Origin of the sequence: Sagittula marina, assembly GCF_014196795.1 — a bacterium.
In the GTDB taxonomy this organism is placed as follows: Bacteria; Pseudomonadota; Alphaproteobacteria; order Rhodobacterales; family Rhodobacteraceae; genus Sagittula; species Sagittula marina.
On the sequence record NZ_JACIEJ010000001.1, the window covers coordinates 445349 to 459481 of the forward strand.

Annotated in this window: 15 protein-coding genes and 1 pseudogene; 4 read left to right on the top strand and 12 right to left on the bottom strand. The window is 62.8% G+C overall.

All coding sequences use genetic code 11. From position 1 onward, the window contains the following. Positions 1-4 precede the first annotated feature (4 nt). From GGQ68_RS02100 to purE, 3 genes are all read right to left on the bottom strand, one after another. Positions 5-1453, bottom strand: a complete 1449-nt coding sequence (locus tag GGQ68_RS02100) for an MDR family MFS transporter (protein WP_183962733.1) — start codon at positions 1451-1453, stop codon at positions 5-7. A gap of 163 nt (positions 1454-1616) precedes the next feature. Next, on the bottom strand, positions 1617-2684 hold the full coding sequence (locus tag GGQ68_RS02105; RefSeq protein WP_183962734.1) for a 5-(carboxyamino)imidazole ribonucleotide synthase: 1068 nt from the start codon (positions 2682-2684) through the stop codon (positions 1617-1619). Positions 2685-2876: 192 nt separating this feature from the next. Continuing rightward, complete coding sequence (gene purE / locus GGQ68_RS02110) at positions 2877-3365, bottom strand: 5-(carboxyamino)imidazole ribonucleotide mutase (protein ID WP_183962735.1); 489 nt, start codon at positions 3363-3365, stop codon at positions 2877-2879. 82 nt (positions 3366-3447) lie between these two features. On the opposite strand from purE, the gene GGQ68_RS02115 reads away from it, so the two are divergent. After that, entirely contained in the window at positions 3448-3630 is a 183-nt protein-coding gene (locus GGQ68_RS02115) for a hypothetical protein (protein ID WP_183962736.1), read from the top strand. A gap of 3 nt (positions 3631-3633) precedes the next feature. On the opposite strand, the gene GGQ68_RS02120 is transcribed toward GGQ68_RS02115, so the two are convergent. Next, a complete protein-coding gene (locus GGQ68_RS02120) occupies positions 3634-3858 on the bottom strand; it encodes a YdcH family protein (protein ID WP_183962737.1) in 225 nt (74 codons plus the stop codon). Between the two features lie 164 nt (positions 3859-4022). On the opposite strand from GGQ68_RS02120, the gene GGQ68_RS02125 reads away from it, so the two are divergent. Next, a complete protein-coding gene (locus GGQ68_RS02125; RefSeq protein ID WP_183962738.1) occupies positions 4023-4433 on the top strand; it encodes an Hsp20 family protein in 411 nt (136 codons plus the stop codon). A 4-nt stretch (positions 4434-4437) separates the two neighbouring features. Then, on the top strand, positions 4438-4668 hold the full coding sequence (locus tag GGQ68_RS02130) for a DUF1150 family protein (RefSeq protein ID WP_183962739.1): 231 nt from the start codon (positions 4438-4440) through the stop codon (positions 4666-4668). A 398-nt stretch (positions 4669-5066) separates the two neighbouring features. Here the strand turns inward: GGQ68_RS02130 and GGQ68_RS02135 are convergent, their stop codons facing one another. From GGQ68_RS02135 to trxB, 3 genes are all read right to left on the bottom strand, one after another. After that, positions 5067-7154, bottom strand: a complete 2088-nt coding sequence (locus GGQ68_RS02135) for a bifunctional sulfate adenylyltransferase/adenylylsulfate kinase (RefSeq protein ID WP_183962740.1) — start codon at positions 7152-7154, stop codon at positions 5067-5069. A gap of 353 nt (positions 7155-7507) precedes the next feature. Beyond that, positions 7508-7858: a ribonuclease E inhibitor RraB gene (locus GGQ68_RS02140; RefSeq protein WP_183962741.1), complete on the bottom strand. Its 351-nt coding sequence runs from the start codon at positions 7856-7858 to the stop codon at positions 7508-7510. A 59-nt stretch (positions 7859-7917) separates the two neighbouring features. Then, on the bottom strand, positions 7918-8934 hold the full coding sequence (trxB, locus tag GGQ68_RS02145; protein WP_183962742.1) for a thioredoxin-disulfide reductase: 1017 nt from the start codon (positions 8932-8934) through the stop codon (positions 7918-7920). Positions 8935-9251: 317 nt separating this feature from the next. Here trxB and GGQ68_RS02150 point away from each other — a divergent pair. Continuing rightward, a pseudogene (locus tag GGQ68_RS02150) lies at positions 9252-9772 on the top strand (Lrp/AsnC family transcriptional regulator). A 72-nt stretch (positions 9773-9844) separates the two neighbouring features. Here the strand turns inward: GGQ68_RS02150 and GGQ68_RS02155 are convergent. From GGQ68_RS02155 to lgt, 5 genes are all read right to left on the bottom strand, one after another. Continuing rightward, a complete protein-coding gene (locus GGQ68_RS02155; RefSeq protein ID WP_183962743.1) occupies positions 9845-10636 on the bottom strand; it encodes a Hint domain-containing protein in 792 nt (263 codons plus the stop codon). Between the two features lie 430 nt (positions 10637-11066). After that, positions 11067-11210: a hypothetical protein gene (locus tag GGQ68_RS02160; protein ID WP_183962744.1), complete on the bottom strand. Its 144-nt coding sequence runs from the start codon at positions 11208-11210 to the stop codon at positions 11067-11069. A 175-nt stretch (positions 11211-11385) separates the two neighbouring features. Next, positions 11386-12141: a peptidoglycan editing factor PgeF gene (gene pgeF, locus GGQ68_RS02165; RefSeq protein ID WP_183962745.1), complete on the bottom strand. Its 756-nt coding sequence runs from the start codon at positions 12139-12141 to the stop codon at positions 11386-11388. 13 nt (positions 12142-12154) lie between these two features. Further along, entirely contained in the window at positions 12155-13228 is a 1074-nt protein-coding gene (locus tag GGQ68_RS02170; RefSeq protein WP_183962746.1) for a class I SAM-dependent methyltransferase, read from the bottom strand. After that, positions 13225-14106: a prolipoprotein diacylglyceryl transferase gene (lgt, locus tag GGQ68_RS02175; RefSeq protein ID WP_183962747.1), complete on the bottom strand. Its 882-nt coding sequence runs from the start codon at positions 14104-14106 to the stop codon at positions 13225-13227. Before lgt ends, GGQ68_RS02170 begins: the two co-directional genes overlap by 4 nt. Positions 14107-14133: the final 27 nt, after the last annotated feature.

A 14133-nucleotide genomic window follows, 5' to 3' on the forward strand; every position in this document is an offset into this window, starting at 1 on the left:
GCGCTTAGTCCGTGCGCATGTCCGCCGGGCGGCGCACAAAGAACCCGGCCACGATCAGCAGCAGCGAGATCGCACCGCCGGTCATGAAGCCCGCGCGCGTGCCGGCGGCCGTGGCATGGACGAGATCCGCCCCACCTGCGGTTGCCGCCGCCGAGGCGAGCGACATCACCGAGACAAACAGCGCGATGCCTGCGGCGCCGGCCACCTGCTGCGTGGTGCCGAGGACGGCGGAGCCGTGGGAATACAGCTCCTTCGGGACGGACCCAAGCGCGGAGGTGAACAGCGGCGTGAACAGCAGGGACAGGCCGATGGACAGGATCACGTGGGCGACCAGCACGTGCCAGACGGCGGTTTCAGCATTCAGGGTGGCCATCAGCCACAGGCCGCTGCTGACGAACATCGCGCCGGGAATGACCAGTTTGCGAGCGCCGATCTTGTCGTATTGGCGGCCGACCGTGGGGGCCAGAAGACCCATCAGCAAGCCGCCGGGCAGCAGCAGCAGGCCAGCCTCGATCGGTGCCATGCCAAGGACGTTCTGCATGTAGATCGGCAGCAGGATGATCATTCCGAACAGCGCCATCATGCAAAAACCCATCATCACGACCGACACGGTGAACACGCGGTTGCCAAAGGTGCGCAGATCCAGAAGGGCGCGGCCTTTGGGACCGAGCTTGAGCTGGCGCAGGGCAAAGATCGCGATGACCACGATGCCGAGGGCCAGCGGCGCCCAGACGGGAACCGCGGCGTCGCCGTGGCTTTCGCCGATGGTGGAGAGGCCGTAGACCAGCGCGCCAAAACCGATAGCGGAGAGCGGAACGGAGATCAGGTCAAGCGGGCGATCCTTGGGTTCGTTCACGTTGACAAGGCGGGCGTAGCCAAGCGCAAGCGCGCTGAGGCCGATGGGCAGCACCAGCCAGAACATCCAGCGCCAGTCCAGCACGTTGAGAATGATGCCGGAGATGGTGGGCCCGATGGCAGGCGCGACGGAGATCACGATGGAGATGTTGCCCATGGTCTTGCCGCGGGTTTCCGGGGGCACGAGGCTCATCACGGTGGTCATCAGCAGCGGCATCATCATGGCGGTGCCGGTGGCCTGCACGACGCGTCCGAGGATCAGCTGGCCCAGCCCCGGCGCGGTGGCGCAGACCAGCGTCCCGGCGGAAAACAGGCCCATGGCCATGAGGAACACCTGCCGCGTGGCAAGCCGTTGCAGCAGAAATCCGGTGATCGGAATCACCACGGCCATGGTCAGCAGAAAGGCGGTGGTCAGCCATTGGCCCGCGCTGGCGGTGATGCCCAGATCGGCCATCAGGCGCGGCAAAGCAACGCCCATGATCGTCTCGTTCAGAATGACGGTGAAGGCAGACACCAACAGCAGCAAAATGACCTGCTTGTCACGTTTGGTGTTGTCTTCGACGGGGGGGATGGCATCGGGGGAGGTGGTCACGGACATAATGCGGCTCTTGAAAACAGGAACGGCCCGCAGAGCGGGCCTTTGATCGTGACCTAACCACGCCTGAGCGGTCTGGCAAGAAAATAGATGTTAATGGCAGCTATTTGTTGCTGACATATATGTGAAGTGAGATGTGAGCTGCGGGGCTGTGCCCCGCCCTCCGTCAGCTTGTGACGCGGTTCACATGGCCCATCTTGCGGCCCGGTTTAACCTCTGCCTTGCCATAAAGGTGCAGGGCGCAGGCGCCATCGCGGGCCAGGTCGGGTACGCGGTCCATGTCGTCGCCGATCAGGTTCTCCATCACCACGTCCGAGTGGCGCGCCCCATTGCCCAGCGGCCAGCCCGCGACGGCACGGATGTGCTGTTCGAACTGGTCGACGGTGCAGCCGTTCTGTGTCCAGTGGCCGGAGTTGTGCACCCGAGGCGCGATTTCATTCACGATGAGCTTGCCCGGCGTGACAAACAGCTCCAGCCCCATGACGCCAACATAGTCGAGCGCATTGAGGATCTGCCCCGCCATCAGAACGGCGTCAGTTTGCAGGCGGGCGGGGACCTTGGCCGGAACCGTTGTCGTGCGCAGGATGCCGCCTTCGTGCACGTTCTCGCCGGGATCGAAGGCCGAAACCTGACCGTCCTGGCTGCGAGCGGCGATGACGGAGATTTCCAAAGAAAAGTCCACGAAACCTTCGAGCACCGCAGGCGCGCCCTTCATGTCGGCCAGTGCCTGCTCTGCGTCCTCGGGCGATTTCAGGCGAGCCTGGCCCTTGCCGTCATAACCGAAGCGACGGGTTTTCAAAATCGACGGGGTGCCGATGGTGTCGAGCGCGGCGTCCAATGCTGCCCGGTCGGGAATGTCGGCGAAGGGGGCGACCGTGAGGCCCAGCCCCTGGAGGAAGGTCTTTTCCGTCAGGCGGTCCTGCGACACCCGCAGTGCCTCGCGGTTGGGGTGGATCGGTTTGATCTGTTCGAGGATATCCAGCGCGGAGGTCGGGATGTTCTCGAATTCGTAGGTGATGACATCGACGGACTCTGCGAACCGCTTCAACGCGTCTTCGTCATCGTAGCTGGCCTGCAAGTGGTAGTTCGCCACATGAGAGGCGGGGCAATCGCCGCCCGGCTCAAAGATGACGGTCTTGAACCCCAGTCGCGATGCCGCGACCGATAGCATGCGGCCGAGCTGGCCACCGCCAAGGATGCCTATGGTGGAACCGGTGGGTAGGGGAGTGGTCATGACGGGCCTCCTGTTTGTCAGGCTTTTGGCCCGAGATGACGGGCGAGGCAAGGGGGCGGGGCGCGGCCCGTTGGCTCGTGGCCTCACCCCGGAGGTATCTGGGAAAGCAAAGACGCCGTCTGCATCCCTATTTGCTTTCGCGGGTACTCCGGGGCTGTCGCCGCCCCGGAGCGGTGGCGGCTATGTTTGCAGTCAGTCGCGCTCTGGCGTGTCGGGGATTGAGGCAGACAACGCGGCGCGCCAGTCGTCGAGGCGTTTGGCGAGGCTCTCGTCCTCGTTTGCGAGGATGGCGGCGGCCATCAGCCCTGCGTTTTTCGCCCCTGCGGCACCGATGGCCATGGTGGCGACAGGGAAGCCGCGTGGCATTTGCAGGATGGAATACAGGCTGTCGACGCCGGAGAGCGCCTTTGTCTGGACGGGGACGCCGATGACCGGCACGCGGGTTTTAGAGGCCATCATGCCGGGCAGGTGGGCCGCGCCGCCTGCGCCTGCGATGATCGCCTTCAGGCCGCGGTCGACCGCAGTCTTGCCGTAGTCCCAAAGACGGTCCGGGGTGCGATGGGCGGAGACGATCTTGCACTCGTAGGGGACGCCCAGCTCGTCGAGGACGTCCGCTGCCTCCTGCATGGTGGGCCAGTCCGATTGACTGCCCATGATGATGCCGATTTTGATCTCTGCCATAATTCACTCCGGATCGCGGGAAAGGTGGACTATACAGAGCCTTAGACCGGCGACAAGCCGGATGCGACGTTAGGGAATGCGGATGAGGACCTGGCGCAACGCGATGCGCGTTCTGGCAGACCCTTGGCCTGAGACCAGCGTGCGGCAGGCGCGGATTGCGATGTTGCCGCCTGAGCGGCGCGCGGCCATGGTTCAGGCGCTGAGCCGGATAAATACGTCCCGGATCACCGGCGGCATGGTCAAGGTCATGCGTGCGGGTCAGTGAGGATCAGGCGATGATGTCGGGCAGCAGCCGGTCTTCGATCAGGGCGATCTTGTCCTTCAGCTGCAGTTTCTTCTTCTTGAGGCGTTGCAGGGTAATCTGATCCGCCGTTCCGGTCGTCTGAAGGGCGCGGATCGACTCGTCGAGGTCACGGTGTTCGCGACGAAACACTTCGAGTTCCACACGCAGAACGTCTTCGCTTTTCATAGCGAGTTCCGATGGCGCGTTCATGGCAGTGCTCCTGACAATCCTTGTGACCTTTAACATAGCGAACCGAAGGCTTCACGCAAAGCCCCTTGCACCGAGACAGACCCTTTCCCATATTTGAATAGCAGCGGTTGCCTGACGGGACTGATGCAAAACGGTCGCTTGTATCAAGGACTGAAAGGGACGACATGAGCAAACTCACGTTGGGGTCTTATCCCCACATGCTGGGCTTTGAGCAACTGGAGCGGTTGCTGGAGCGGACGGCGAAATCCTCTGAGGGGTATCCGCCCTTCAATATTGAACAGACCTCTGACAGATCTTACCGAATCACGTTGGCCGTAGCGGGGTTCCGCGAGGAAGATCTGTCCATCACGGTTGAGGACCGCCAGCTCGTGATCCGGGGGCGGTCACGGGATGACAGCGCAGAACGCGTATTTCTGCATCGCGGCATTGCCGCCCGTCAATTTCAACGCACATTTGTTTTGGCAGACAATGTCGAAGTGGGCGAAGCTGTGATGGAGAACGGACTGCTGCACGTCGATCTGACACAAAGCGCGCCAGAGACTGTGGTGCAGACGATCAAGATTAGGAAGGGGTGAGAAAATGCATGTTAAATATGATTTTTCCAAGCTGATGGACGAAGGCAACACGGTTTACGTGCGGTCTGTCCGTGCTGAGGACCTTCCTGAGGATGTTCAGGCGCAGGTTGGTGGGCGTGACACGCTGTATGCGGTACACCGCGCGGATGGTGAGCGTCTGGCGCTGGTCAAGGACCGTCGTCTGGCCTTTGCTCTTGCTCGGCAGAACGATCTTGCGCCGGTGACAGCGCACTGACTTTCCGCGGCCTGTTGCGGCAGGCTGGCGACACACTGGATTCTTCGACTGGGGGCTTTCGGGCCCCCAAATCATTTTTAGGTAGATGACAGGGATGCCGAGTCGCATTCCCGGTCATCCTGCACTGCATTCAGGTGTTATCGAGGCGCGCGGACCTATCGTCTTCGGCGGTTCGATTTCCGGGGTGTCCTGATCGCCGGGGGTGCAGCCCGACACGGGGCTAGGTTCAGGCCGCCGCCAATCTTGTTGTCAGCCATCGGTTAGCGTTCAGGGGCACGCAATTCAGCGCGCGTATTGGCATGCAGTCCCAAACAACTCGTTCAAATCGTAGACGTTCAGATGCAAAAAAGGCCGGGCGCGTGGCCCGGCCTTTTCGCATCCTCAAGCGGTGTGGTTTGTCACCCGGCGATCAGGCCCATGCTTTCGAGCTTCAGAATCACTTGGTGGGCGCAGTTGTCCACATCCAGGTTTTCGGTCTCGACGGCGATTTCGGGGTTCGTGGGAACGTCATAGGGATCGGAGATGCCGGTGAATTCCTTGATCTTGCCTTCGCGCGCGAGCTTGTACAGGCCCTTGCGGTCCCGACGTTCGCATTCTTCGAGCGAGGTCGCGACGTGCACTTCGATGAAGGCGCCGAACTGTTCGATCTCTTCGCGCACGTGGCGGCGGGTGGCCGCGTAGGGCGCGATGGGCGCGCAGATGGCGATGCCGCCGTTCTTGGTGATCTCGGAGGCCACGTAGCCGATCCGCTTGATGTTCAGGTCGCGGTGCTCCTTGGAGAAGCCCAGCTCTGACGACAGGTTCTTGCGCACGATGTCACCATCGAGCAGCGTCACCGGACGGCCCCCCATCTCCATCAACTTGACCATAAGCGCGTTGGCGATGGTCGATTTGCCGGAGCCGGAGAAGCCGGTGAAGAACACGGTGAATCCCTGATCCGACCGCGGCGGGGAGGTACGGCGCAGCTCCTTGACCACTTCGGGGAAAGAGAACCAATCGGGGATTTCCAGTCCTTCGCGCAGGCGGCGACGCAGTTCGGTGCCGGAAATGTTGAGGATGGTGATGTCATCCTTGTCTTCGATCTCGTCGACGGCCTCGTACTGGGCGCGTTCCTGCACGTAGACCATGTGCTTGAAATCGACCATTTCACAGCCGATTTCGGACTGGTTGGCGCGGTACAGATCCTGTGCGTCGTAGGGACCGTAGAAATCCTCACCGGCGGAGTTTTTGCCGGGGCCAGCGTGGTCGCGGCCAACGATGAAGTGGGTGCAGCCGTGGTTGGCGCGGATCAGACCGTGCCAGACGGCTTCGCGCGGGCCGGCCATGCGCATGGCGAGGTTCAGCAGCGACATGCTGGTGGTGGACTGGGGGTATTTGTCCAGAACGGCCTCGTAGCAGCGCACGCGGGTGAAATGGTCCACGTCGCCCGGCTTGGTCATGCCGACGATGGGGTGGATCAGCAGGTTGGCCTGTGCCTCTTTCGCGGCGCGGAAGGTCAGTTCCTGGTGTGCGCGGTGCAGCGGGTTGCGGGTCTGGAAGGCCACCACCTTGCGCCAGCCGAGCTTGCGGAAGTAGGCGCGCAGCTCGTTGGGCGTATCGCGACGACCGCGGAAGTCGTAGTGCACGGGCTGCTGGATGCCGGTGACAGGGCCGCCAAGGTACACGTTGCCTGCGGTGTTGTGCAGGTAGTTGACGGCCGGGTGCGCTTCGTCGTCCGCGCCAAAGACCTTCTCGGCCTCGCGCGATTTGTTCGGCACCCATTTGTCGGTGACGGTCATGGTGGCAAGGATCACGCCCTCCTGGTCGCGCAGCGCGATGTCCTGACCAAGTTCGATGGTCTCGGCGAAGGCTTCGCTCACATCGAGGTTGATCGGCATCGGCCACAGGGTGCCGTTTGCGAGGCGCATGTCCTCGACAACACCGTTGTAGTCTTCTTCGGTCAGGAAGCCCTTCAGCGGGTTGAAACCGCCGTTCATCAGCAGCTCCAGATCGCAGATCTGGCGCGGCGTCAGATCGTGCGAGGTCAAGTCACCTGCTTCGACTTTCAGCTTCTGGGCGCTGTCGTAGGAGACATACAGCTCCGGAATGGGGGCGAGGTTGGATTGCATCAGGGTGCTCCTGTACTTCAATGGCATCAGGTCGCCCACGGAGCCGGTCAGCTCCGCGTGCAGTGCCGCATATTCGGCAAATTTCCGGGTCAGAAAGGATTGGACCAGTCGGTTCTTGGTCTGGTGGCCCTTGTCGGTCAGCGCATAGGCGAACCGCTGACGGCGATCCTGACCTTTGCGCTCCGTGACAGCGATGAGGTCGGCCTCGGATGCGGCCCTGAGCTGCGCGTTCAGCCGTCCGAGCGACACGCCGAGAGCCTCGGCAGTGGCGCGCTGGCTGGCGTCTGGCGCGCGCTCCAGTTGACGCAACAGCCGAAACAGCTGGTCGTCTTCCGGGGTCACGGCCTTGGCAGGCGTCGGGTTTGGGTACGCATTCATTCCGGAGACTCAATGTGTGTTCACGGATGAACACATGTCACCATTTGCAGGTGCAGAAAACCATTATTTTGGAACAATTGCGTTTTTATGCGCGAAAGAACGTGGGTAGCAGAGGGCAAGCAGCAGTGGCGCCGCGCGTCCGGGGACGGCGGGGCAGGTGAGCAGTGGTTTTTGAAATTTTGGGTGCGGAGGCGTGGCGGGGCTGGCCGATGGTCGGCTGACGTCGCGCCGCATTGCTGCTTCGCAGGTGTTGTGCGCTCAAGCGAGTGCGCGATGAACCGCCTGCTGCGCGGCGGATCATCCATGCGTTTCAGGCGCAGGCGGGGCAGTGCTGCCCCGCCAGGCCGTTGGGGTTACTCGTCGTCTTCGTCGCCCAGAAGGCCCCAGCCGTCCGGCTGAAAGCCATGTTCGAGGGCGATGCGTGTGGCCACTTCTTCGCCAAGCCAGATGCCGTCAGCCGAGATGATCTGCTCATACAGCGTGGCGACCAGGTAGGGTTCATCGGACTCCTCGTCATCCTCCACCCATTCGCAGTCGTAGCCTTCCTTGGCGAGCGCGTCGGCCAGGGGAGCCCAGTCTTTTTTCGTGTCGGGGATGAGGAAATAATCCACGTCGGCAAATTCCGGCAAGCCGGGGCCGTCGCGCAGCTCTGCGTATTCAGCGCGGGTTTCGGCGCGCTGGGCGGTGTAGTCGTGATCGGACATGGGGTGCTCCGCTATGGGCAAAAGGGAACCCCCGGCGCGTGGGCCGGGGGCTTATGTATTTAGTGACCAGCTTCGACAGGCGCGCCGTAGCCCAGTGGCTCGGTCTCGTCCTTGTCGGGGGTCGAGGCATCCTCCAACCCCTGTTCGGCCAGCCAGCGCTCGGCTTCCAGCGCGGCCATGCAGCCCATGCCGGCACTTGTCACCGCTTGACGGTACTTGTGATCGGTCAGGTCGCCGGCGGCAAAGATGCCGGGTATGGAGGTTTCGGTGCTGTCAGGCTTTGTCACCACGTAGCCGCCCATGTGGGTTTCCAGCACGTCCTTCACCAGCTCATTGGCGGGGGCGTGGCCGATGGCGACAAACACGCCAGCGCAGGGGATGTTCTTGATCTCTCCGGTGTTCACATTCTTCACCTTCACGCCGGTGACACCCTTGGGCATGTCGTCACCGACCACTTCGTCCAGCTGGTGATGCCAGAGCGTTTCGACCTTGGGGTGTTTGAACAGGCGGTCTTGCAGGATCTTTTCGGCACGCAGTTCATCGCGGCGGTGGATCAGCGTCACCTTGGAGGCGAAGTTGGTCAGGAAGAGCGCCTCTTCGACTGCGGTGTTGCCACCGCCGATCACGACGATTTCCTTGCCGCGATAAAAGAAGCCGTCACAGGTGGCGCAGGCCGAGACGCCAAAGCCCTTGAAGGCCTCTTCGGACTCCAGCCCCAGCCATTTGGCGCGGGCCCCGGTGGCAAGGATGATCGAATCGGCCGTGTAGGTGGTGCCGCTGTCGCCATGAGCCACAAAGGGACGCACGTCGAAATCGATCCTGGTGATGATGTCGCCGACAATCTCGGTGCCCATGGCACGGGCGTGGGCCTCCATGTTGACCATCAGGTCGGGGCCCTGGATCTCGGAGTGACCGGGCCAGTTTTCCACTTCGGTTGTGGTTGTCAGCTGGCCGCCGGGTTCCAGCCCCTGCACCAGAAGCGGGTTCAGCATGGCGCGCGAGGCGTAGACACCGGCGGTGTAACCTGCCGGGCCGGAGCCGATGATAAGAACCTTCGTATGACGGGTATCGGACATGGGGTGCCTCCGGACAGTCGTGTTTCGCCTTGCCATATAACCACTGGGTGGGTGTGTGCAATGAGAGGCCCGTGCGCGGCTCGACAGGCGCGCGGCGTGGCTGCGGTCAATTTGGGCGGTTTTCCGAGTTACCTTTAATAATATTGCGCATTCGCGAAATATTATTGCGTGTGCCCCTGCGGCTGGTATAACAAACGCGAAAACGCGACGGGCGAAGGTGTTTCCCGGGAAGACGCTGTTTCCCGTATCAGACGGGCAAGGTCAATCCTGAACGGCTTCAGCAAGCCGCGTCGCATATGAGATTTTTGGAGAACTCAATGCCGTCGCACCGGCTCGATCCCATAGACCGCAAAATCCTGTCTGAATTGCAGGCTGACGGGCGCATGACGAATGTTGAACTGGCCAAGCGGGTGGGCATATCTGCCCCGCCGTGTTTGCGCCGTGTTCGCGTGGTTTGCGCCGTGTTCGCGTGCTCGAAGAGCAGGGCTACATCCAAGGCTATCACGCAGACGTTGATTCGCGCGCCCTGGGGTTCGAGGTTCAGGTCTTCGTCATGGTCGGTCTGCAAAGTCAGGCGGAAACGGATCTGTCCACGTTCGAGGGGCGCTGTCGCCAATGGCCGCTGGTTCGTGAGTGCCATATGCTCAACGGCGAAGTGGATTTCATCCTGAAGTGCGTTGCGCCGGATCTTTCGACGTTTCAGAGCTTTCTGACAGGTGATCTGCTGACCGCGCCGAATGTGGCCAGCGTAAAGACGTCGCTGGTCATTCGCGGCGCCAAGGATGAGCCGGGCGTGCCCTTTGATGTGCTTGAAGAACGGCTGAGTCGCTCGGCCTGAGCTGAAACGGCGCGACCTTGCGGCATTGCGAATGACGTGGGCGGGGCTTTCCCCGCCGCGCGTTTTGCCTGATCAGGTGTTGATGAGGCTGTCGATGACCTCGCGTGTGGTGCGCGTCGCGCACGTTTCACCAAAGTCACCCAGCGCTTCGAGGTGCGGGAACATCGCCATGAAAAGCGCCCGCGTCTTTGCCCCCAACTGCTGGCTCGCGGCGTTGCCGGGGTGAAAGGTTTCGATCTCCATACCGCCGATCTTCAGCGTTGTGTGCCGTTTCACCATCAGATGATACAGTTGTACGGTCCCGCCTGGCATGACCTTCAGGAAGCGGTCGCCGTCGGTATAGTCTTTCACCGGGGCCAGCACAGCCTCCTGGCCGAGCAGGGTTCTCAGCTTGGCGTGGCGGACGATCATCCGCGCCGCCGGTCCAAGCAACAGGTCCATCGGCGGATTACCGGGCCCCATGGCACCGGACGTCACGCGGGTCAGCCGGGTCAGGGAGGTGGCATCGTCGGCGCGGTTCGGGATGTAACTGGTAGAGCCGATCCAGACGATAGGTTCCGGGCCCATTGCGGTGTGAATGTAGTCACCGGGGATCAGGTCCTCGACCGCGACAGGGCCGCGCACCGTGTCGATCAGCGTGCCGCGCGCAAAGGCTGCGGCGCAGTCTTCGAACAGCGGGGTCGCCGGGGCGCGCATTTCGGTGAAGTCGACCGACAGATCGGGGCGCAGCACGGCGATCTCGAACTTGCGCATGTGTGTCGCGGCTCGGGAGGCGCTGTCTTGCAGCGGTTGAGTGTGTTCGGAGGGGAGGGCAGGGCCGCCCGGGTAAACAGCAGGCGCGAACCCGCGATGGAAACTGGTCATGTGATACCTTTTATAGGCTGGTCACATCCGTGCTGGCCCCCACCAACAACGACAGAAGGACGGTTACGCGTCTTCATTGGCGCCGAATAAGCCTCAATTCTCGGCGTTAGTCAAAATTGATCGGGAAAACGGTTTGTTGCGCATCCTAATCCAAAGCTGAGCGGTGCCATTGTTCATTATCCGTAAACATAGCCGCCGAAACATCAGGCGAATCGGCTGCGCACAGGCGTGTATCGATTCGCCCAAGGTGCTGGGCGTTCCGAGCTTTGCCTCCGGCGCGGCCCGGTGCCATTGAAGCCGGTCGTTGCCGGAAGGCGATCTGGCCCGGTCTTCTGCAAGGTCGGTGAGCACGGTCCTGTTTGGGACCTTAGAGGGCGGGTCATGACGGGGACGCGTGTTGCGGCCCGTCCGTTCGCGTGATGATCAGCCTTCAGGCGCGTTTGAGGGAGCTTGGCGTCGGGGCCTTGCGCGACGCGATCATGGTCGAGCGCGCGGTGCCGCGTTCCCACGGCATGCGTGTGGTTTCGTTTGCCTTGGCGGTGGCGACGATCGACTTGATGAAACGGGTCTTCATTTTAGCGTCCTTCCGGTCTGTCTGCCAATGTCTGTGCATTGCTGCGTTGAGACTGAAATTGCCCCTCAAATGGGGCGGACTTGTGACCCGAATGGGATAATATCGCGGAGCCAATTCAATTGTTTCCGGAAGCGGGTCGGCGCCGGAAACACCTTGGGTCAAAGGCGTATGTGGGTCAGAGGCGTATGGCAGAGATCAACCGCCCGTAATCCGCCTCCTTCGCGTGAGTCGCGCGGCGGAAGGAGTAGAAGCGGTCCGGGTCGGCATAGGTGCAGTGGCGTGTCCACTCCGCCTCTATCCCTGCGGCGCGCATCCGGTGCAGCCCGTAGGAGGGCAGGTCGAAATGCATACGGTCGCCTTCGCCACCGGCAAAGAAACGTGCGTTTTCCATATCTTCGGCGAGGAAATCCTCGAAGAATTCCGGCCCGACCTCGTAGGCGCGCTGGCTGATGGACGGGCCGATGGCGGCGCAAATGCTGTCGCGCTCTGCCCCGAGGGCCACCATGGCGTCAATCGTCGCCTCCAGCACACCATCGCGCGCGCCACGCCAGCCGGCGTGCGCCGCGCCGATCACGCCGTTGTCGGCATCCGCGAACAGCACGGGTTGGCAATCCGCGGTCAGCACGGCCAGCGCGAGTCCGGGCGTGGCTGTCACCAGCGCATCGGCCTTTGGGCGCGGGTCGGACATCGGCCCGTCCACGGTCACGGCGTCGGCCGAATGCACCTGATGCACCGTGACGAGGGAGGGCATGTCGACCTCCATCGCGTCGGCCACGCGGGCGCGGTTGATCTGCACGATCTCTGACTGGTCCGAAGACCCGGGCCCGCAGTTCAGGCCGGAAAACACGCCAGAGGACGCGCCGCCACGCCGGGTAAAGAACCCGTGGCGAAAGGGGGACAGGCTGTCGGCGGTGATGATCTCGAGCGTCATGGCGAGTGGCAGTCTATGGAAGCGGAAAAGGAGGGTCGAGGGCGGGTGGAGCGGGCGTGCCTTCGGGGTGAAGGGCCATCACCTTGAACAGTGACCCCATTTCATCGGGGTGCGTCAACCGGCGATGTGCGGCAATGTGGCTTTCCAGCGCGTCACCTTTCAGGCCACGGGCCAGCGCCTGCGCACGCGCGGTGATGCCCAGCCTTTCAAGGAAAACGCCCTGCGGCGTGGGGGACGTGTGGGCGGCGGGCATGGCGGCATGGGCCAGCGCCTCGAAATCCACATGAGCGGTCAGATCGGCCTGTCCGGGGGTTTTGAACGGGTCGACCGAGGTGTGTTTTTGCAACGCTTGGAAGGTGTCCCCGATGCTGCGCCAGCCGCCGTAGTCCACGATCAGCGCCGCGCCGCCGTGGTCGGCAATGCGTCGTCCAACGTCCTGCGCCAAGGCCTGCGCAGAGGCGCAGGTTTCGACGATCTGCCCCTCGGTGGTGGTGTCGAGCCGGTGGTCCAGCGCCTCCACCGGGGCGGGGTCGGTGAGGCCGAGCGTCAGCCGGTCGTCCTTGAGGCCGACCACGCGCTCTTGCCAGCCGTTGGCGTGGCGTCGGAACTGGCGAATGGGCAGGGCGTCGAAAAACTCGTTCGCTACGAGCCAGAGCGGACCTTCGGGCAGATCGGACAGGCTGGCGTGAAAGGAGGCGCCGGGCAGCCGTTGTGCCTGTTCGCGGCGCAAAGCGGGGGAGGTTTCGACGAGGTGCAGCCGGGCGGCGTCCTGAAACCCGGGAACGCGGGCTGTGGCACGCAGCATGTCGGCCATCAGCGTGCCACGACCGGGGCCGAGTTCGGCGAGGATGAAGGGCGATGGTGCCCCTTGGTCCAGCCAGCTTTGCGCGAGGGCGAGGCCCAGAAGCTCGCCGAACATCTGGCTGATTTCGGGGGCGGTGGTGAAGTCCCCCGCAACGCCCAGCGGATCGCGGGTGGTGTAGTAGCCGTGTTCCGGGTGCGACAGGCACAGGCCCATGTACTCGGCCAGCGAGAGGGGGCCGGTGCGGCTGATCTGTCGGGTCAGGATGTCCTGCAGCGGGGTCATGTGCGCCGCGACCGCAGGATAAAGACGAGGCCCGCAACGATCATGGCAAAGCTCAGCAACTGGCCTTGCGTCACACCCGCACCGCCGAATTGCAGCGCGTAGCCTACTGCGTCGGTGTCAGACGTGAATTGAGCATCGGGCTGGCGAAAGAATTCCACGAAAATGCGCGCACAGGCGTAGCCGATGAAGAAGGTGGCCGCGATCACGCCGGGACGTTTCAACGCGCCACGCCACGCCAGAACAAGTAGCAGCAGGCCAAGCAGGAGGCCTTCGAGGCCTGCTTCGTACAGCTGAGAGGGGTGGCGGGCGCAGAGCTCTCCGGCGGCCTGGCCGCAGTTTTGCGCCGCAGCGCCGGGAAAGATCACGCCCCAGGGCAGGTCTGTCGGACGGCCCCAGAGCTCGGCGTTGACGAAGTTGGCCAGACGGCCGAGCAGCAGCCCCGGCGGTGTGGCCATCGCCAGCAGGTCGGCAGTGGACAGGATCGGCGCGCGGTTTCGCAGGCACCAGATCCAGGTCGCGATCACGACACCGAGAAGGCCGCCGTGAAACGCCATCCCGCCTTGCCAGATCATCGGGATCTCCAGCGGATGCGCGAGATAGTAGGGCGCATTGTAGAAAAACACATACCCGAAGCGTCCGCCCAGGATCACCCCGAGGATAATCCATGTCAGCAGGTCTTCGATCTGCGTGGGGGTGGCGGGGGGATGGTTGCCGGGCCAAAGCTGCGCGCGTTTGACGGCTGTGACGGCGATACGCCAGCCGATGAGAATGCCCGCGATATAGGCCAGCGCGTACCAGCGCAGGGCGAAGGTCATGCCGAAGATCTCGATGGAGAAGAGTTCGGACGAGAGGTCGGGGAAGGGGATGGCTGCGATCATATGCGTCTCTTGCCGTTGGATCACGTG